This window comes from Moraxella boevrei DSM 14165 (genome assembly GCF_000379845.1).
GTDB lineage: Bacteria > Pseudomonadota > Gammaproteobacteria > Pseudomonadales > Moraxellaceae > Faucicola > Faucicola boevrei.
Genome location: NZ_KB903782.1, coordinates 113,330 through 133,319 on the forward strand (window position 1 = coordinate 113,330; position 19,990 = coordinate 133,319).

A 19,990-nucleotide genomic window follows, 5' to 3' on the forward strand; every position below is an offset into this window, starting at 1 on the left:
ACTATAACAAAATTCTAGCGGTTACACTAGGCAAATTACTAAATTTTAGTTGATTTAGCAATATCATACCGTTTTTTATTATTCATTAAACCAATCATTACCAACGATAAAAAAGCAATATCAATTATCCGAATAACCCACGTTGCCACACTAAAAATGCCAATCGGTTGTAACATTTGCCAAAGCATTAAACCGCCAAACAAACTACTAAAAAACTTTATCCAATATTGTATGGCATTTTTGCGATGAAACTCTGTTTTTAAAGGAAGTTTTTTTGTTAAAACCAACCAATAGCCAAAAATCACGACCAACCCCAACACACCACCGCTATATTGTAACCATTTAAATAAGGGTTTTGTTAAAATAACGTGATGAAAAATATCAAAACGCTCAACCAACCAACCTGTATTGTGTGTAAAGCTATCTAAAAAAACATGGGTTATCATGCCAACTATCGCAGAAATACTAAAACGTATGATAAATTTCAAAAAACTATCATCGGTTTGTGTTTTAATTTTTTGATAATCTAACCGCAAAAATTTTGGTAAATATTGCCAAAAATAGGGGGCAATCTGAGTTTGATATAGCCAAAATATCCCAAAACTTAACGGCAAATTTACCAAAAAAAATCCGTCAAACCGATGCCCAAAACTTTGGCTGGCTTGACCATATAAAAAGTACAAAAAATCAGGTGACATTGAGCCGATAATTAGGGCTTCTTGATGCAATAGGCGATGACGTAACGGTAACACAACCGCAGGGTGGGCAAGAGTAAACGGCATAATTTTTTAATTTTATCAATAGGTTGAATAAATTATAAAAAATTATCGTGGCTTAAAATGTGAAAAAATGATGAAAAACCGCCTAATATTTAGACGGCTTTCATTATTTTAAATAAATTATTTAACAATTATTCATAATTATCAATGCTTGGGCAAGAACAAATCAAGTGCTTATCACCGTACACATCGTCCACACGGCTGACGCTTGGCCAAAATTTATTGTCACGGAGATAGTCTAGCGGATAAGCGGCTACTTCACGGCTATAGCCACGTTTCCACTCGCCAAGCACCACCTGAGCGGTGTGCGGTGCATTTACCAGTGGATTATCATCGGCTGACCATTCGCCATTTTTCACTTTCATCGCCTCGCGTTTGATTTGTTTTAATGCCGAAATAAAGCGGTCAAGTTCTTCTTTGCTTTCGCTTTCCGTCGGCTCAATCATCAACGTACCTGCCACAGGGAAAGACATCGTTGGGGCGTGGAAGCCATAGTCCATCAAGCGTTTGGCAATATCCACTTCGGTAATGCCTGTTTCTTCTTTTAATGGGCGAATATCAATGATACACTCGTGGGCGACACGACCATTTTTGCCTGTATAAAGTACAGGATAATCATCTTTTAGCTGACTTGCCATGTAGTTGGCGTTTAACAAGGCACTTTCGGTCGCTTGTTTTAAGCCGTCTTTACCCATCATGGTGATATACATCCAAGAAATTGGTAAAATACTCGCCGAACCAAACGGAGCTGCCGATACGGCTGTCATGCCATCTTGAGCGTTTGGCACAGGGGCAACCACGTGATTGGCGATAAACGGTGCTAGATGCGACTTCATGCCGATAGGACCCATGCCCGGACCACCGCCACCGTGTGGAATACAGAAGGTCTTGTGCAAATTCATGTGTAATACGTCCGCACCCACGTCCGCAGGTTGCATCATCGCAACTTGAGCGTTCATGTTCGCACCGTCCATATACACCTGACCGCCATGTTTGTGAATTAAATCGCAAATATCACGAATGCCTTCTTCAAATACGCCATGCGTTGATGGATAAGTAATCATCAACGCACCCAAGTTTTCGCTATGCTGTTCGGCTTTCGCAGTCAAATCAGCAATATCCACATTACCAAATTCATCGGTGGCAACTACCACCACTTGCATTCCCATCATTTGAGCAGTCGCAGGGTTCGTACCATGTGCTGAACGTGGAATTAAGCAAATATGACGGTCAGTTTGCCCCAAACTTTCATGATAACGGCGGATTGCAAGTAACCCTGCATATTCACCAGACGCACCTGAGTTTGGTTGCATACTAATCGCATCAAAACCTGTAATCGCTTTTAACTGCTCTTGTAAACCATCAATCATTGCCAAATAGCCACCGACTTGGTCTCTTGGGGCAAAGGGATGCACATTGGCAAATTCATTCCAAGTAATGGGTAACATTTCGCTAGTTGCGTTTAATTTCATGGTACAACTACCCAATGAAATCATACTATGGTTCATCGCTAAATCTTTGTTTTCTAACTTTTTCAAGTAGCGTAGCATTTCATGTTCAGTATGGTAGCTGTTAAACACAGGGTGGGTCAAAATTTCATCTTTACGCAATAAATCGGCATTTAACGAGATTTTGAATTCGCCCAAGGTTACCGCCTTACCTGTAAACACTTCAGTCAAATCAGCAAAATCGTGTTCATCACTCACTTCACTAAATGCCACTGCTAAATGTTCGCTGTCCACCTGGCGTAAGTTAATACCTTTGTCTAACGCAGATTGATAAATCGTATCGGCTTTGTCCGTTTTTACCAAAACAGTGTCAAAAAATTGCTCATAAACCACGGTTAAACCTGCATTTTTCACGGATTCAGCAAAGGCTGTCGCCAAGGCATGAATACGAGTTGCAATCCGTTTTACGCCTTTTGCCCCATGATAAACGGCATACATACCTGCCATATTGGCAAGCAAGACTTGCGACGTACAGATATTTGAGTTAGCTTTTTCACGGCGAATGTGCTGTTCACGAGTCTGTAACGCCATACGCAACGCAGGTTTTCCTTGAGCATCCACCGAAACACCGATAATACGCCCAGGAGCAGAGCGTTTGGCACTATCGGTAAAAGCAAAGTAGGCAGCGTGTGGACCACCAAACCCCATCGGTACACCAAAACGTTGCGTATTGCCTAATGCCACGTCAGCACCCATGTCCGCAGGCGATTTTAACAGCACAAGGCTCATCACATCCGCCACGACAATGGCTTGCGTGCCTTTGGTTTTAACAGTTGAAATGATATCGGTTAAATCAACCACATCACCGTCTTTACCAACATATTGGAAAATCGCCCCAAAAAAGTCGCCATTTTTCGCCACATCAAAATCGCCAACCACCACATCAAAACCAAAATAGTTAGCACGTGTACGAATCACATCCAGCGTCTGTGGAAAAATACGGCTATCCACAAAAAATTGATTAGATTTGTTTTTACTAACACGTTTTGCCATCGCCATCGCCTCAGCAGCAGCCGTCGCTTCATCTAGTAAACTTGCCCCTGCCAACTCCAAACCTGACAAATCAATACACACTTGTTGGAAATTTAACAAGGCTTCAAGGCGACCTTGAGCGATTTCTGCTTGGTAAGGTGTGTAGGCGGTGTACCAACCAGGGTTTTCTAACACATTACGCACGATGACGTTTGGCGTGCGAGTTGGATAGTAACCTAAGCCGATATAGCTACGGTTTACCGTAATGTTGTCCGCCATGCCACGCAATTTGGCAAGGGCTTCGTGTTCAGGCACACTGTTTGGTAGGTCTAAATCTTTGTTGAGCTTCACCGATGCAGGGACGGTTTGGCTGATAAAATCTGCCATGTCTTTTGCCCCGACGGCGGTTAACATGGCTTGTTTTTCAGTGTCGTCAATGCCGATATGGCGGTTAATAAATTCGCCGTGATTGAACACATCGGCAAAGGTTTTGAAAGTTTGGCTCATAAAATTTCCTTTTGGTAAAAGTAAAAAGGTTTAGGTTTTGGTTAAAAATAAGTGAAATAATTATTTAAATTTTCTTCATTTAATAACGTAACAGTCTGTGATTTACTTAACTTTTTATTAAAAGTCCATAAATCCGCATTATTTTTTTGTGAAGTTGTTAAAATCATATAATCTGAAAAATCAGCATTCTGATGACGATAAAAGTTTAAGGCTTGTTCAAAAATTGCTTGATTTTCCAAAAAAATTATGGCTGACTAATAGGTCATCCAAACCTTTAAAATATTTGCTTTATCAAAATCGTACCGTTATTTTAACAATCAAACTCATTCCATTCTACTTGAGTATTTTGAGCAACAAAAATTTTGTTGGCTTTTTTAACCAATTCACGAGCTAACGCATATTGTGCTGAACTTGTTGGGTCATTGACAACTTAGCTAAACCTTAAAAACAAAGCGTTTTTTATCAAACCGATATTGCTCCATGTAAATCCCTTTTTCCGCACGTTCGCCCACAGCGATAACCATGCCAATATGTTGATGAGCATGCAAACCAAGCAATTTTTTCATTTTGGGTTCATCAAACCCACCCATTGGACAACTATCAAACCCATACGCACGTACCGCCAACATAAAATTTTGGCACGCCAAATATAAATTAGCTAACGCCCACGTTTTGATATCAGTTTCGCTATACATGGGTTCTGCGATTGCCCCTTTAACTTGACGAAACGCATTGGTCGCAAGCCATTTCGCAGGGGCTAACGCATTTAATTTGCCACGAGTAAAGGCAACAGGAATGAGTTTACCATAATAGTCTTTTACCGCTTTTGGGGCGGGTTGTACAGGGAAAAATTTAATATTGTCTTGGGCGTGTTGTCGCCAAGTATCGGTACGAGCCACGCAGACAATTAAACGATTAGCAGTCCGAGCGGCGTTTTGGTTCATGCAATATTCAACTGCCTTTTTGTGAGTTTCTGGACTTTCAATCACATAAAATTCCCAAGGCTGTAAATTGCTTGAATTCGGAGCGAGCAACGCCATGTCCAAACACGCATCTAGCACGTCATCAGGCACAGGCGTATGGGTAAAAAGTCGCACCGAACGGCGACTGGTTACAACATCGTAAAAATTTACGGTTTTTGGGTCGGTGTGGATATTGGGCATAGTATTATAAAAGCAGTTGTAAAAATTATTTTAAGAATTTGTTGCTAATTGATTGTTTTTAAAGAAAATCAATTAACAATAAAATCTAAATATTACTTAGTAAATCTAGGTCATATTAAAAATTTATTTAATACAACCCAAAAACAATCTAACAAAAATTATTATAAATTATAAAGATTCTGCGTACTCATCAGCGTCCATTAAACCATCATAATCGCTGGCATTGGTCGGTTTGATTTTAAAGAACCAGCCTTCGCCGTATGGGTCAGCGTTTACCGTTTCTGGTGCATCAACTAAGGCGTCATTGATTTCAACAATTTCACCTGCAATCGGGGCATACACGTCAGAGGCAGCTTTTACGGATTCAACCACCGCAATTTCAGCATCAACTTCAACGTTTGCACCGACTTCTGGTAATTCAACATAAACCACATCCCCAAGCAAATCTTGGGCGTGATGAGTAATACCAACGGTAATCGTGCCGTCAGCTTCTTGGCGTAGCCATTCGTGGCTTGCGACATATTTTAAATCTGCAGGTGTATTGCTCATAGCGTCATTCCTTTTAAGGTTTTGATAATAAAAATATTAAGAATTATTTAAGAAATAAAAATTAACAAAATGTTAATTTATCAAAAAAATGTGATTGATAAATCTGTTTTTACCAACCACATTTTTTAGCAATATTTTAATGAATATTAATCAAATTTTTACCAAAATTATTGTGCCATACAACCAAAGTTAAATTCTTGACCTTGAGAAGTTACTGTTAATACAGCTTCATTGCCTTTCATGTGCCAGTCATAGCCAGTTGTGCTATTTGATACACTGTAACGCTCACCAGAAGCAGATACTGCTTGTTTTAGTTGCACAGGTGCTTGATTGAGACTCAAGCTTGGAGCGGTGATTTGGATATTTGCATAGTTAGCACCATCACGCTCTGTAACAACTGATACAACTTCAGCGTTGTTATCACATTTAAACGTTTGTGAATTTGCTAAAACCGCTTGTACCTGTGACGGGCTTGGTTGTGCCACGTTAGTTGTGTTACAAGCAGTCAAAACAGCAACCGCAGGGATTAAAGCAAGTAGTTTTTTCATAATAAATACCTTTATATGATTGTAAAAAATTGACATTTGAGTCAGATATTGTTAAAAAACAACCTAACTCAAGTGTATCATAACACCGATAAACGGTTAAGAAAACTGTTTTTTACCATTTCTAACAAACGGTAACGAAATAATGCGAACTTCAGTCGCCTTACCACGCATATTCACATTAGCAGTAGTGTCCGTCGTTGTCGGAATACGGGCAATCGCAATAGACTGTTTTAAGCTTGGGCTAAAGGTACCGCTGGTAATCACGCCTTTTTTACCGTTGGTAAGTGTCACTTCCATACCTTCACGCAACACACCGCGACCCTCTAGCACCAAACCAACTTGTATCACATCTGTGCCATCAGCGACCGCTTTTTCTTGCTTGTCTTGCATCGCTTTGCGACCGATAAAATCACGCTCATCTTTAACTGCCAACGTCCAAGCCATACCGCACTCATATGGATTAATAGTCTCGTCCATTTCATGACCATACAGGTTCATCCCCGCTTCTAAACGCAAGGTATCTCTTGCACCTAAACCTGCTGGAACGATACCATTAGCTTTTAACAGAGTAAAAAATTCACCTGCTTGGGCTTCTGGTAAAATCACTTCCACACCATCTTCGCCTGTGTAGCCAGTTTTAGCCACGAACCAATCTTTGCCTTCAATCTCGCTTAAATCTTTACCCACGAATGGTTTTAAACCGCTTAAAACGTCTGCCCAAGCAGGTTTTGCAGTGGCTAATTTTTCAATGGCTTTTGGTCCTTGTACCGCAAGCATAGCAAGCTCTGGACGTTCGGTAATCGTCACATCGCCAAACGCTTGAGCCACCTTGTTAAATTGTGCTAAATCTTTTTCACGCGTAGCGGCATTTGATACGATACGGTATTCGGTTTCCGCTTCATTCATACGATAAGCGATTAAATCATCAATCACACCGCCGTTGTCGTTGAGCATCGCAGAATAAATCGCCTTACCGACAAATTTGGCTTTAGCGATATCATTGGCAAGCAACTTTTGTAACCACGCTTTGGCATCAGCACCCACGATATCGGTTACCACCATGTGCGACACGTCAAACATTCCTGCATTGGTACGCACGGCTTCGTGTTCGGCAATCTGTGAACCATAATGAATAGGCAGTTCCCAACCTGAAAAATCAACGATTTTGCCATCGCTGTCAAGATGAGATTGATAAAAAGGGGTACGTTGTAAATTTGACATGATAAATCCTTAATCCGTAAGAAAATTGGGCAAAAATTTGCAAATTATCAGACTGATTTTTAATAAAATTAATCAGTTGCCCCATCTGTCCTGTTACCTGAGATTTTCAACAAATTTTTTAGATTTTTGACAAAATTTGTTTTTTCCCCTTCGGTGGTGTTTGTTTTTAATCATAAAAAACAAAACACGCTCTCCAGATTTATCATTTTGACAATGCAATTCCAGTCCGTTTACCTGAGCGATTATAGGGTTTTTACGCCTTCGGTGATGATTGTTGGCAGATTTAGTGATATTTTCTGATAAAATACCAAATCCAATATCATACTCTCCTGAAATTATTGGCTATTATGCTAGGTTTTTTCAATTTTGGCAAGGGGATTTTATAGTTTTATTTGAGTCAACATAGATTTAAGATTAGTTTTTTTTAACTATCTGTTAAAAAATAAAAAGCATTAAAAAAAAGCATTAAAAAAAAGACAAACGGTATTATTAATTAATATTTTTTAAATACTATTAGATTTTTTATTTGAAAAAACAATCTTATAAAATTTTATTTTAAAAAAAATACCGTTTATCTCTTGATTTTCTACTTTTTTATTCTTACAATACAGCTTATATACAAAATATTATGTTTTGTAAAAAAATATAGTGTCTTGTATATGAATATAATGTTACGTGGATTTTTGTTGTATTCCACATTTTTTTGGTAAAAAATTCCTATTAGGAGGAATAAATGCGTAAGTTAAAATTGGCGGTGTTGGTATCAGCCTTATCTATGGCGTGCGTTGCTCAAGCCGAGCTAACCCCAAGTGAAACATTTAAACAGTTGTCTCCAACTGCGGTAGATAAGCTAAAAGTTAGCAATATTGATGTGAATGCCCTATTAAAAAACAACTCAAATGATTTGATGGTTGAGCTATCAGAAACGGCTTATCCAAAAATCACGACTGCTGAAAAACAGGGCTTAGCAGTACGCACATTTAAAAATGTAAAAGAAGCCGTATTGGGACAATTGTCAAATACGACGGTGATGCGTGATTATTATGGTTCAGCAACGCTATTTTTGCGTGTGCAATCTCGTGATGATTTGGTAAAATTATTAAATGATAAGAATGTGGTTTTGGTGCGTGCAAACACTCAAATGACCTCGTCACTACGTGAGTCTTTGCCTTTTATTAATCAAATCCAAGCGATTGCAACTCAGTTTAAACCTAGTCGTGCAACTAGTGCTTCTCGATTTAATGGTGAAGGTTCAGTGGTTGGTGTGTTGGACACAGGTCTTAATCATAATCATCGAGATTTTGGTGATTGTTCTCGTGGCTTTAATCAAGGTAGTTGTCGTGTTGTTGCTTCATTGGAATTTGCAGCAGAAAACAATGGCCGTACAGATGGTCAGATAGATGACGGTAGCTTCCATGGCACAAATGTAGCAGGTGTTGTGGCTGGTGTCGCTCCAGCTGCTAAAATAGCAGCATTGGATGTATTTGCGTGGCGTTGGAATAACAAAGAGCAAAAAATGGTCCATGTTGCCCCAGACGACGCATTAGCAGCCGCATACAATTGGATGCGTAATAACCATAGCAGTAACAACCAAAATGGCTATAATATTGTTGCAGCCAATTTAAGCCTTGGTGGTGGTGGTCCATACCAATCAGAAACTAGCCGTTTCCCACTATTTACCACATTAAAAAATATGGGTGTTGCTTCTATAATTGCTACTGGTAACGAAGAGATGTCAAATGGCATTGCATGGCCAGCATCTGAACGCAATACTACCGCAGTTGGTGCCGTGTTTGAAGCAGATTATCGCGGTTCAATGAACTGCCATAACAATCCAAACTTTGTAGTGCGTCGTGATGGCGTCACTTGCTTTAGTAATAGTGGTCGTTTGCTTGATTTCTTAGCACCTGGTTTTAATATTACTGCTGGTGGTATCACCATGACAGGTACTTCACAAGCTACACCACACGTTGCAGGTGCGGTTGCAGTTCTACGTGCTCCTGCTGTGATGCAAGCTACTAATAATGAAAATGTTGATGCAACCATGACACGCTTAGCAGACACGGGTGTACGTGTTAGAGATTATCGTAATGGTGTAGTGCGTCCACGAATTAATTTGCTAGCAGCGGTCACACCGATTGCGAATGCAAACCCAGTTCGTCGTACAACTGTAACGCCAACACGCCCGACTAATCCACGCCGTAGCGGTAGTGTTTATTATGACTACTCGCTAGGTCGTTATTAATTCTTTTAAAATTTTATAGTAAAAGAAAATAATTTTTGATACAAAAACCGTTCGTATTGAGTCTGTAAAGTGTCATCTTTAGCTGTAGTTAGAGAAACTCAATACGAACGTAAACGTAGCATTTTTTTACATCTCTTCTACTATATGATAAACCTAATAATGTGTAAGTTATTCTTTTTAACTTACACATTTTTTTAAAGCGATAGGTAAAAAATATGACAAATTCAATCAAAAAAATGTTGAGTATTTTATTTGGTGGATTATTAATTATTATCTGCGGATTAATTATTTTTTTATTTAAGCCCAAACAAGTAGAAGCCGTTAAAAACCCAGAACCGACAACTGTTCCTGCCTCACAAGTCAAACCAACCGAACCACCTGTATTAGTCGGTAGCCCTGTCACGGAGCAAGTAAAAGTGGATACGAGTGATAAAACAGATTATAACAAAATGGTTTACGGCGATAATAAAAACCGTAGTGAAAGTGTCTCAGGTGTTAATGCAGACGGTAGTATGGATGCTCCTGCACAATATGACAATCCTGCTAGCGACTTTGCGACTAAACCACAAAATCCTGAAACTGATATGGCAAATCAACTGATGAACGCCAATCAACCAACCCCTGCAATTGTTCAAGCTGTTAACTAAAATTACAAAAAGGGATGAGTAAAATCCCTTTTTTAGTTGGTTATAAAATACTATCAATCAATCGGCGGTGTATAAGTACCATTTTTAATATCATCTTTGATACGCTCGGCTTCCGCCAACACCTGTGATAATAAGGCTTGCACGTTTTCAAGCGTGGCGATTGGGCTTAGTGTCGTCATCTTTAATGACTGTACATTTTGACGGCTATCAATCACACGAGTTACGCCAATGTTCGCTTCCCCTCGGGCAAACAGCTCGTCCGCCACGTTTTGATTTAGGCTATCAATAAACTCATCAGGATAGCCATCTGGCACAACACGGAACAGCACAGACGCAAATTGTGGCTCAACAAGTAGCTCCAAACCGTCCGTTGCCTTGATGTAATCCGCCACTTGGCGAGTGAGTTTGACCCCATGGTCAATCATTGAACCATAAAGCTCCTCGCCCAATGCCTCTACCGTAAACCACAATTTTAACGCATCAAATCGGCGAGTGGTCTGCAAGGATTTTGATACCAAGTTTGGCACGCCATGCTCTTCGTCATAGGCGGAGTTGAGATACTCGGCTTCATAGTGCATAAAGCGGTAATTTTGCTCATCTTTTAACAAAAACGCACCGCAAGAAATGCTTTGGAAATAGTGCTTATGAAAATCTAGCGTCACCGAATCGGTCAGCTCAATGCCATCTAACATAGAGCGGTAATCATTGGACAGCAATAACGCCCCACCCCATGCCGCATCCACGTGTAGCCATGCTCCGAATTTGTCGCATAAGGCACGGATTGCTTTGATGTCATCAATCGCCCCTGCGTCGGTCGTTCCTGCCGTTGCCACGACACACGCCACAATGTTGCCTTTGGCGTGCAAGTCCGCCATGATGTCGGCTAGGGCATTGGTATCCATTTGGGCGTTGTCATTGACAGGCACGGTAACCACTGATTGAAAGCCCATGCCCATCATCGCCATGTTTTTTTGTACGCTAAAATGGGCGTTTTCCGAACATAGCACTTTGACTTTTTTCATCGCATCGTTTGGCACACCATCACGCTGTACCGACCACGCTTTGCCGTTGTCGTCTTGGTAATGTTTGCTAATCGCCCAATCACGAGCCAACAACACGCCCATAAGGTTGGACTGCGTACCGCCTGATGTGAACACGCCTGCCTGCCCTGCCCCATAGCCAACCTTTTGGCGTAACCAGTCAATGAGCTGAACTTCCATAAGCGAGCCTGCTGGCGACTGATCCCACGAGTCCATAGATTGGTTGGTGGCGTTAATCAGCACTTCGGCAATCTGCGATGTTACCATGGTAGGACAATGCAAATGAGCGAGCGAATGGGGGTGGTGAACTTTTAGGCTGTTTTTTAAGAATAAATCAACCGCTCTATCTAATGATTTGTGTAGCCCCAAGCCTTGTTTTTGGGGGTTAAAGGCGATTTTGGCACGCAAATCTTTGATACTACCGCCTGTATACATTTTATCTTCTTGTAACCAGTCGGCTACGGCTTGTACCGCTTGGTTCATAGCACTTTCATAGTCGCTAATAGACTGGCTGTCGTTGCACAATAGGGCCTTACGGTGTTGTGGTAGGTTGGTCATTCTATCTCTCCATTTTAGGGTTTTGTCATATCGTAACATATTTTATAAAAGCCTTAGTACAAATCACAGATTGAAACTAAGTTAATTTATTAAAATTTTGGTCATTAAAATTGATTAAATACTTTCAATCTCATTTTCTACCAAAATTTTGGCTTGTGCTAACAAATTTTCACTTTGATTTTTTAATTCAAAACTCATCTGCACTTTATCATCAATCATTTTTTGAATGTCTTTGGGCAAAATCGGAATCACTACTTCCAAAATTTCAGACGGTTTCCAATGCTGAATAATTGAACCACCTGCATCTCGCTCGGCTTGCAGTTTTACCGCCTTTGAATTTAGCACCAATGCCAAATAATCAGGCAAAATTTCATCTGTTTTCAAAGACAAATGCACAATCGCCCCAGAAGTCATCACTTCCATATCAGACGGCACACGGTAAGCAATGCCCACCGTACCGTCTTTTGATAACAAAATCGTGTCTTTTTTGGGGCGAATGATGTCCGTATAATCCGCAGGATTGACAAACTTATTTGTTTGACCAATTCCAAACTTGGAAAAATCCGCCACTCGCACAAAAGGCAAGCCTTCATCACGATAATTTTCTGAGCCAACTTCTACCGATTTTTGCAAATCAACCAATTCACCCAATGTTTTGCAATTTTGCTGTTTTAATTTGTGTAACAACCGCTCAAATTTTGGGTGGTAATATTCCGCATCAAGGCGACCGCTTAACCCAAAAGATTGGCTAAGCGACCGAATGGATACATTTGTTTTTTGTGCAAAAATTAGGCTTTCTAATAAAGTCCACTCCGCTAAGCGTATAAAATAAGCAGATTTTTCTAATAGACTAAGCCCCCCCTCCTCAAATTCTAACTCATTGATATTAAATGAATTATTTTCAATTTCAAGCTCAACATTAGACTTGGCTTGAGCTAATAATTGCGTGGCTTGTTCTCGTAAGTCATTGCTTTGTTGGATATAATTTGCAATTTGAATTTGAATTGTCATATCGGGTATGGGAATAGATAATTCGCCAATCTCGGTTAAATTCAAATTGGTTTGCAAGCCTTGTCTGGCATATTTGGCAATAAATTGCTTGCCCAATTCCGAATTAAAAAATGCCACCAAATACAAACGATTGACTTTGCTCTCATCAAATCGCAAAATTGCCACAGCTTGATTGATATTAGCTTGCATATTATGAGAAAATAATGCACATCGCCCAACAGTTCCTGCAATAGAAAGCAGAACATCATTTTGTTTTAATTGCGTTCTTTTTAAAGTGGTTTCGTGAATATTGGGTTTGATGTAATTCAAATTGGCAAGGCTCACTTCGCCATTTTGCAAATCTACGGCACGAATAAAGGCAATACCACTTTCTTTATCAGCATAATCATCGCCGTTAGCTTTTGGTGTAATACCACTGGAAATGGGATAATTCACCAAATCAGCTAACTTAATGCGTTCAAAACGATCAAACAAGTTTTCCAACTCGTCATATTTTGGTTGATAAAACTCTGCATCCAATCTGCCTGTTTGTAAAAAGCTGTCTTTTAAGGCTTTGATATTAACGGATTGATTGGTTGCTTGGAAATTTTGCAAACCTAGATTTTCTAATAATAGGGTTTCGGCTTCGGTATATTTTTGCTTACTTTGATTATCTAAATCAAATTTTAAATCAACTAAATTGGCTACTTCTCCCATTATATTATCCCCTAATTTAGGAATAAACAAACTTTTAATTGCCATTTTATCAATCGTTAATGGAACTGTTCCATTTACTTTTCTATTGATAATATTCTTGCCTATTTCAGTATTAAAAAACACGTATAGAAATTTTTCATTTAATAGACTATTTTCTTTCAATCTTAAAAGAAACAAGTTCATACCCAAAGAAACAGGCTTATTTAAATTCGGCATTAAATAGCATTTTCCCGGAGTTCCTATTTTGTTAATTAAAATCTCTCCGCCAAAAACTTTACTTTTGGATAAAAAATTGTAGGATTGCTCAGAAATGTATTTGACATCCTGAGTAAAATTATTGGTTTCTAGGTCAGTTGTTCTAACCATATACGCATAATCAACACTATCTAATAGAGAAAAATTTTCTGCAATTGTTTCATAGCTACCATTTGCGTGAAAATCCGTTAGCACAGAAATTTCATTTTCTAAAATAAAATGTGGATTAGATTTTATTTGCTGATATGCACAAATATATTTTTTCATAAAAAATTCATCGTCTATTCTGAACTTTTCATTATCAATAAATAAATTTGAAAACTTAACTTCTTTGCATTCCAGCCCTTCCAATAATGCCTGATATTTGGCATTATCAAAAGGGCTTAATCCTTTCCCACAAAAGACAATTTCTCTTTTTTGGCAAATTCAATAAAAGCTTCGGTAATACCATCTTGGGTAACGCCATCATGATTAAATAAATCATGAGCCACAATTAAATGTCCATGACTGTCTAATATTGGCGTACCATCTGTATGTTTGACATAGATTTTATCGCCTGAATTGTCCTTGCTTGGGCTTTGCATGGTTGCAAAGAAAATAGGATAATCATCCACTTTGGGGCATAATTCATCATGCCATTTTTGCACAAATAAGACCGATGTTTTTGTACCTGTATGTGGTTTAAATACATTGCCATGCAAACCCACCACCGCTAAGATACGACACCGTTCGGCAATAAAATCACGAATGTATTTATCGCTAGAATTATTAAAACGACCTTGTGGCAAAACAATCGCCATTCGCCCACCGTCTTTTAAAAAATCCAGATTGCGTTCAATAAACAAAATATCTCGCCCAACTTTGGATTGTTGTTTGCCTTTGCTATTTTTGCCCAGTTCATAACGGGCAAGAATTCGGGTTTCTTTAATATCGCCTGCAAAAGGCGGATTTGCCATTAATACATCAAACCCAAAATCACGGTTTTGGTCTTTAGTTTTGCGTAATTTTCTTAATTTTTTCCAGCCATTGCCATAAACATCACCCCATTCTTCATCTTTGGTAAAATCATCCCAGCGTTCATAGTCCAAAGTATTTAAATGCAATACATTGGTTTGCCCATCGCCTGCGATTAAATTGAGTGTGCGAGCAACTCGTACGGCTTTTTCGTCAAAATCAATGGCAAAAACTTTTTCTTGGACGTAATCAAGCTGTTCGGGTAATTTTTGTTCGGCGGTAAATAAATGGGAACGCTCCAAGCCTTTTTCTTTCAGCTGTTTTTCCCAAACATGGAAAATGGCATGCACAGGAAAACCACAACTGCCTGAGGCGGTATCAATCACGGTTTCATCGGCTTTTGGGTCTAGCATTTTGACGCACATATCAATGACATAGCGTGGCGTGAAATATTGTCCCTTTTCGCCTTTACTGGATTTATTAATCAAATATTCAAAGGCTTCATCTACCACATCAAGATTGGAATTAAATAATTTCACTTCTTCTAATGATGACACACAAATCGCCAAATGCGATGGCGATAGATTGATTTTGGCACTTTCAGCAAATACTCCTTCCCATTTATTTTTGGCTTTGTTAAACAATGCACCGATTTTGGCTTTTAACTCACTTTCAGTATCGCCATAGTTACGAAATTCCAAATGACGGCTTTTGTTTCTGGTGCTTTCCATTTCATCATAAAGTTTGGTAAAAATAAGCTGAAACAATTCTTCAAAAACATCCACGCCAGCATTTGCCAATACTTCATCTTCCATTTCAATCACCAAATCTTTTAGTGATTTGCGTTGAGTGGCGATTTTGTCATTTTTAATTAAATCATCAATTGTCCAGCGTTCTTGCAAAATATCAGATAGTTTTTCGTGAACGCTTGGAATATTGGGAATGTCTTTAAAATAATTGGGGTCTCGGCGGTTATAATAAGAAATGCTATCACCGTTTGTCCATACGCCAATCGGTGCACCTGTGGCATTGCAATAAGATTTTAACTGTTCTTTACCGTCTTTTAATTTGGGCTTTTTAAGCTCCACCATTATATAGATAGAATTTGGGTTATCTTTATCAAAAATAACAATGTCCGCTCGTTTTTTCTCACGCCCAAAATGCACTGAATACTCTACCGCCATTCGCTCATATGGATATCCATAATCGTGATGTAATTTTAATAAATACAACTGGCGAATAATTTCTTCTGGGGTTAATTTGATTTCTTTTTTACGAACCAAACAATTTATATAAGGCACATCGCCATTTTTACTTGGTTTTAAAAAAATGGTGTATTCTAATTGTGTGATGTGGTCGGTGGAAAATTGAGTAAGCCGATAATTAGAATCTTTAAGCAGGACAGACAAACTCATAGGATTGGTTGGTTTCATATCACAATCTTTCATAAAAAATCATTGAATAAAATAAACAGTCATTTTAACATATTTTTGTGGAAAAAAATAAGAATGATTTAAAAAAACAAAGACGCACCCCTTGGCACGCCTTTATTTTTAAATGACAATTAACGCCTAGCCACGAACCGCTTTTACCGCTTCGCCCACCGCCTTTTTAAAGCGAGTGATGACCTGCTCACACTCTTCACGAGTGATTGTAATCGGACACAGCAAACGCACCACCGTACCGCCACGACCACCACGCTCTAACAGTAGCTTATTATCAAAGCACGCTTTTTGGATAGCGACCGCAAGCTCACTGTCGGCAGGGTATGACCCCATGTGGTCGGCGGATTTACGCTCGTCCACAATCTCAATACCCACCATCAAGCCACATCCACGCACATGACCGATACAGGGGAATTCTTGTGCAATTTTACACAGTTCATCACGCAAAAACTCGCCTTGAATGCGTGAGTTTTCGGCAAGGTTATTGTTGCTGATTTGTTCTAGGACATTATAGCCTGCCGCCATGGCTAGCTGATTGCCACGGAAAGTACCTGTATGCCCAGCAGGTGCCCACGCATCAAATTTTTTGTTAATGGCAAGCACGGCAAGGGGCAGACCACCGCCCACCGCCTTAGACATGACGACCACATCAGGGATAATCTCAGCGTGTTCAAAGGCGAACATCTTGCCAGAGCGAGCAAATCCTGCTTGCACTTCGTCCAAAATCAGTACGATGTCGTGGCGGGCGGTAACTTCACGAATCTTTTGGAGCCATTTTCTGGGAGCAGGAACGACACCACCCTCGCCTTGAATGGCTTCTAGGATAACGGCAGCAGGCTTGACCACGCCACTTTCTACATCTTCGATGAAGTTTTCAAAATAATAAGTCAAAGCGTCCACGCCTGCCTCGCCACCAAGCCCTAGCGGACAACGGTATTCGTGTGGATAAGGCATAAACTGCACGCCCGCCATGAGATTGCCCACTTTTTCTTTGGCGGATAGGTTGCCTGTCATGGCAAGTGAGCCGTGCGTCATGCCGTGATAACCGCCAGAGAATGCGATGACATTATCACGCCCTGTGTAGGTTTTGGCAAGCTTGATAGCAGCTTCTGTACCGTCAGCCCCTGTTGGACCGCAAAACTGCAAGACAAAATCTTTTGGAAAAAATGACAACAATTTCTCGGTAAAGGCGTCTTTGATTGGCGTAGTGATGTCAAGGGTATGCAGTGGCAAACCACTTTCCAAAACATCTTTAACCGCCTGTATGGTAGCAGGGTGGTTGTGTCCTAGTGCCAAAGTCCCAGCACCTGCCAGACAGTCAAGGTATTCATTGCCCTCAACATCTGTTACCCAGCACCCTTGTGCTTTGGCGATTGCTAATGGAAGTTTGCGAGGATAGCTACGAACATTTGACTCCATCTGGTTTTGACGGGTGAGATAATATTCGTTGGTTGCATTTGCAACAGGATTTACAGGCGTAACGCTCATATTCAATTACCATCTTGAAATAAGGGTTGATAACACACCAAATACACATTTGGCAGACAAAAAAGCCCATACAATCGTATAGGCTCTAAGATTTATGCAGTTACATAAAAATGGCAGACAAACTAAACTTAACTTTCGTTAAGTAGTTTGATATTGGGAATGAAGTTTTTAATAAAACAGCAAACTTACTATCGCTTGTCTAAACTATCTTAAAACCTTTTTTGAAATTTGTCTTATAACTTTATATAGCAATGACAAATTAAATTTTGTTAAATTAGAATGATTTAAAATCAAAGTTCGGCGTATGATACACTGTTTTCACAAAAAAGCCAGTTTTTTTTAAAATTTAACGCCAATATGGGATAAGCGGTAATTATTTAATGACAAAAGGTAATTATACTTGTGAAATCAAATTTAACCAAGCATCATGTGTTATTACCTGTGCAAATTCGGTATTTAAACTTGCCAAAGCCGTCTGATGTATCAGCTCGGCATCAAACGGTTCACCATTTATCCCAACTTTGTCAAAGGTCGCACAACCGTCCATGATTAAGTAGACCTGATAGCCAAAATTACCCGCCATGCGTGTGGTGGTTGAAACGCAATGGTCGGTCGTCAGCCCTGCAATAATCAGCGTATTTATGCCTAAATCTTGTAGCCGTGTGTGCAAATCTGTGCCAATAAAACCGCTATTGACATTTTTTACGATTTCTATTTCGTTGTTGTGCGGTTCAAAGCCTGCTTTAAACGCAAAACCTTGTTTGCTTGGGTTTAGCGGTGATGTGGCACTGGTGGACGCATGGCGAATATGAAAAATCGGCAAAGTTAATTCACGGCATTTTGCCAAAAGCGATAAGGCAACTTTTTCGGCATTTGGGTTATTTCGCTCATTGCCCCAATGGCTAACTTCATCAAATCCTTGTTGCCAATCAATGAGTAATAATGCGGTGGTTTTGTTCATGTGCTATGCCTTGTAAAGGTTCATTTTTTGAGCAAATTTTAACAAAAAACCCAATATCATACAACAACGAATACAAGGCTCACAGTCAATCATGATTTGACAATTTTACTCATCGCCTATCAAATTTCTATCCAGATTTGACAAAATTTGTTAAAATAGCCAAAAGCCATAATAAGGGAAAACATCATGCACATCATCATTTTAGGGGGCGGTGTTATTGGCACAACGACTGCCTATTTTTTAGCCAAACATGGGGCAAAAGTCACCGTCATTGACCGTCAAGCGAGTGTTGCTGAGGAGACCAGTTTTGGCAATGCAGGGCAAATCTCCCCTGGTTATTCGACGCCTTGGGCAGCCCCAAGCATTCCTAAAAAGGCGGTCAGATGGCTGTTTCAAAAACACGCCCCGCTTGCCATCTCCCCTGACGGCACGCTGTTTCAGGCGGTGTGGATGAAACAAATGCTAGATAATTGCAACGCCAAGCGATACGAGATTAACAAAGAGCGAATGATGCGTGTGGCAGAGTATAGCCGTGATTGTATCCGTGCCTTGCGTGATGAGATTGGCATTAATTATGAACATCGCACAGGTGGCACAATCCAACTATTTAGAAAGCCTGCCCAACTTGACGCCATGAGACTGGACACCAAAGTGCTTGATGAGTGCGGTGTGCCTTATGAAGTGTTGGACAAAGACGGTCTCGTGCGTGCCGAACCTGCCCTAGCTTACGCCAGTGCTGAGCTGTTGGGTGGTTTAAGATTGCCCAATGATGAAACAGGTGATTGCAATTTATTCACCAAACGCTTGGCGGAACATTGTAAAACGCTTGGTGTGGACTTTAAATTGAATACCGCCATTGACAAAATCCTCACGGATAATCAAAAAATCACAGGCGTTGTTGCAAATCATGAGACGCTAACGGCGGACGGCTATGTGCTGGCACTTGGCAGTTATTCTCGTCAAATGGCAAAAGATTTGGGGCTTGATTTGCCTGTCTATCCTGTTAAAGGTTATTCCTTAACCGTGCCGATTGTGGACGAAACAAAAGCCCCTGTCTCTACCGTGCTTGATGAGACTTATAAAATTGCGATTACCCGTTTTGACAGTCGCATTCGGGTGGGCGGTATGGCAGAATTGTCAGGCTTTGATAAATCCTTAAACCCTGCTCGCCGTGAAACGCTTGAAATGGTAACAAAAAGTTTGTTTGACGGTGGTGATTTGCCAAACGCCAAATTTTGGACAGGGCTTCGTCCAATGACCCCAGACGGTACGCCGATTATTGGGGCGACCAAGTTTGATAATTTGTTTATCAACACAGGACACGGCACGCTTGGCTGGACGATGGCGTGTGGCTCTGGTAAATTGCTAAGCGATATTATTATGGGTCGGCCGACCGAGATTGGGATTGATGGGCTTGATTTGGGGCGTTATCGCTAATTTGTT

General features: G+C 40.1%; 15 protein-coding genes and 2 riboswitches. Of the genes, 3 read left to right on the forward strand and 12 right to left on the reverse strand.

The window, feature by feature from the left end; all coding sequences use genetic code 11:
- Positions 1–38: 38 nt before the first annotated feature.
- From A3G3_RS13995 to gcvT, 7 genes are all read right to left on the reverse strand, one after another.
- Positions 39–782, reverse strand: coding sequence for a DUF4184 family protein (locus A3G3_RS13995; RefSeq protein WP_019519669.1), 744 nt, complete (start codon positions 780–782; stop codon positions 39–41).
- A gap of 128 nt (positions 783–910) precedes the next feature.
- Complete coding sequence (gcvP, locus tag A3G3_RS0106170) at positions 911–3,766, reverse strand: aminomethyl-transferring glycine dehydrogenase (protein ID WP_019519670.1); 2,856 nt, start codon at positions 3,764–3,766, stop codon at positions 911–913.
- A gap of 41 nt (positions 3,767–3,807) precedes the next feature.
- Positions 3,808–4,005 (reverse strand): PIN domain-containing protein, encoded by a 198-nt coding sequence (locus tag A3G3_RS0106175; protein ID WP_019519671.1) that lies wholly within the window; start codon positions 4,003–4,005, stop codon positions 3,808–3,810.
- A gap of 195 nt (positions 4,006–4,200) precedes the next feature.
- Positions 4,201–4,929, reverse strand: coding sequence for a nitroreductase family protein (locus A3G3_RS0106180; RefSeq protein WP_019519672.1), 729 nt, complete (start codon positions 4,927–4,929; stop codon positions 4,201–4,203).
- A gap of 168 nt (positions 4,930–5,097) precedes the next feature.
- A complete protein-coding gene (gene gcvH / locus A3G3_RS0106185) occupies positions 5,098–5,478 on the reverse strand; it encodes a glycine cleavage system protein GcvH (RefSeq protein WP_019519673.1) in 381 nt (126 codons plus the stop codon).
- Positions 5,479–5,645: 167 nt separating this feature from the next.
- Positions 5,646–6,026, reverse strand: a complete 381-nt coding sequence (locus A3G3_RS0106190) for an MliC family protein (RefSeq protein WP_019519674.1) — start codon at positions 6,024–6,026, stop codon at positions 5,646–5,648.
- A 96-nt stretch (positions 6,027–6,122) separates the two neighbouring features.
- Positions 6,123–7,247, reverse strand: a complete 1,125-nt coding sequence (gcvT, locus tag A3G3_RS0106195) for a glycine cleavage system aminomethyltransferase GcvT (protein ID WP_019519675.1) — start codon at positions 7,245–7,247, stop codon at positions 6,123–6,125.
- Positions 7,248–7,322: 75 nt separating this feature from the next.
- Positions 7,323–7,454: riboswitch (glycine riboswitch) on the reverse strand.
- Positions 7,455–7,459: 5 nt separating this feature from the next.
- Positions 7,460–7,589: riboswitch (glycine riboswitch) on the reverse strand.
- Between the two features lie 391 nt (positions 7,590–7,980).
- On the opposite strand from gcvT, the gene A3G3_RS13280 reads away from it, so the two are divergent.
- Both A3G3_RS13280 and A3G3_RS0106205 read left to right on the forward strand, forming a co-directional pair.
- Positions 7,981–9,492: a S8 family peptidase gene (locus A3G3_RS13280; RefSeq protein WP_019519676.1), complete on the forward strand. Its 1,512-nt coding sequence runs from the start codon at positions 7,981–7,983 to the stop codon at positions 9,490–9,492.
- 215 nt (positions 9,493–9,707) lie between these two features.
- Positions 9,708–10,139, forward strand: a complete 432-nt coding sequence (locus A3G3_RS0106205; RefSeq protein ID WP_019519677.1) for a hypothetical protein — start codon at positions 9,708–9,710, stop codon at positions 10,137–10,139.
- Positions 10,140–10,192: 53 nt separating this feature from the next.
- Here A3G3_RS0106205 and A3G3_RS0106210 read toward each other — a convergent pair whose 3' ends face one another.
- From A3G3_RS0106210 to A3G3_RS0106230, 5 genes are all read right to left on the reverse strand, one after another.
- Complete coding sequence (locus A3G3_RS0106210; protein WP_019519678.1) at positions 10,193–11,737, reverse strand: pyridoxal phosphate-dependent decarboxylase family protein; 1,545 nt, start codon at positions 11,735–11,737, stop codon at positions 10,193–10,195.
- A gap of 114 nt (positions 11,738–11,851) precedes the next feature.
- Positions 11,852–13,444 (reverse strand): restriction endonuclease subunit S, encoded by a 1,593-nt coding sequence (locus tag A3G3_RS14675; RefSeq protein WP_211207552.1) that lies wholly within the window; start codon positions 13,442–13,444, stop codon positions 11,852–11,854.
- Between the two features lie 638 nt (positions 13,445–14,082).
- Positions 14,083–16,101: an N-6 DNA methylase gene (locus A3G3_RS0106220; protein WP_228702715.1), complete on the reverse strand. Its 2,019-nt coding sequence runs from the start codon at positions 16,099–16,101 to the stop codon at positions 14,083–14,085.
- Between the two features lie 123 nt (positions 16,102–16,224).
- Positions 16,225–17,586 carry a diaminobutyrate--2-oxoglutarate transaminase gene (locus A3G3_RS0106225; protein ID WP_019519681.1) on the reverse strand — a complete coding sequence of 454 codons (1,362 nt, stop codon included), beginning with the start codon at positions 17,584–17,586 and terminating at the stop codon, positions 16,225–16,227.
- 394 nt (positions 17,587–17,980) lie between these two features.
- Positions 17,981–18,547: a cysteine hydrolase family protein gene (locus tag A3G3_RS0106230; protein ID WP_019519682.1), complete on the reverse strand. Its 567-nt coding sequence runs from the start codon at positions 18,545–18,547 to the stop codon at positions 17,981–17,983.
- Positions 18,548–18,733: 186 nt separating this feature from the next.
- On the opposite strand from A3G3_RS0106230, the gene A3G3_RS0106235 reads away from it, so the two are divergent.
- The gene (locus tag A3G3_RS0106235; protein WP_019519683.1) at positions 18,734–19,984 is read left to right on the forward strand and encodes a D-amino acid dehydrogenase; all 1,251 of its coding nucleotides are present in this window, start codon (positions 18,734–18,736) and stop codon (positions 19,982–19,984) included.
- The last annotated feature ends 6 nt before the right edge of the window (positions 19,985–19,990 follow it).

Coding starts and splice junctions, on each gene's coding strand:
- A3G3_RS0106230 (WP_019519682.1), bottom strand. CDS start 18,547: ATGAACAAAACCACCGCATTATTACTCATTGATTGGCAACAAGGATTT.
- A3G3_RS0106235 (WP_019519683.1), top strand. CDS start 18,734: ATGCACATCATCATTTTAGGGGGCGGTGTTATTGGCACAACGACTGCC.
- A3G3_RS0106180 (WP_019519672.1), bottom strand. CDS start 4,929: ATGCCCAATATCCACACCGACCCAAAAACCGTAAATTTTTACGATGTT.
- A3G3_RS0106225 (WP_019519681.1), bottom strand. CDS start 17,586: ATGAGCGTTACGCCTGTAAATCCTGTTGCAAATGCAACCAACGAATAT.
- A3G3_RS0106220 (WP_228702715.1), bottom strand. CDS start 16,101: ATGAAAGATTGTGATATGAAACCAACCAATCCTATGAGTTTGTCTGTC.
- A3G3_RS0106205 (WP_019519677.1), top strand. CDS start 9,708: ATGACAAATTCAATCAAAAAAATGTTGAGTATTTTATTTGGTGGATTA.
- A3G3_RS0106210 (WP_019519678.1), bottom strand. CDS start 11,737: ATGACCAACCTACCACAACACCGTAAGGCCCTATTGTGCAACGACAGC.
- A3G3_RS14675 (WP_211207552.1), bottom strand. CDS start 13,444: ATGGGAGAAGTAGCCAATTTAGTTGATTTAAAATTTGATTTAGATAAT.
- gcvH (WP_019519673.1), bottom strand. CDS start 5,478: ATGAGCAATACACCTGCAGATTTAAAATATGTCGCAAGCCACGAATGG.
- A3G3_RS0106190 (WP_019519674.1), bottom strand. CDS start 6,026: ATGAAAAAACTACTTGCTTTAATCCCTGCGGTTGCTGTTTTGACTGCT.
- gcvP (WP_019519670.1), bottom strand. CDS start 3,766: ATGAGCCAAACTTTCAAAACCTTTGCCGATGTGTTCAATCACGGCGAA.
- gcvT (WP_019519675.1), bottom strand. CDS start 7,247: ATGTCAAATTTACAACGTACCCCTTTTTATCAATCTCATCTTGACAGC.
- A3G3_RS13280 (WP_019519676.1), top strand. CDS start 7,981: ATGCGTAAGTTAAAATTGGCGGTGTTGGTATCAGCCTTATCTATGGCG.
- A3G3_RS13995 (WP_019519669.1), bottom strand. CDS start 782: ATGCCGTTTACTCTTGCCCACCCTGCGGTTGTGTTACCGTTACGTCAT.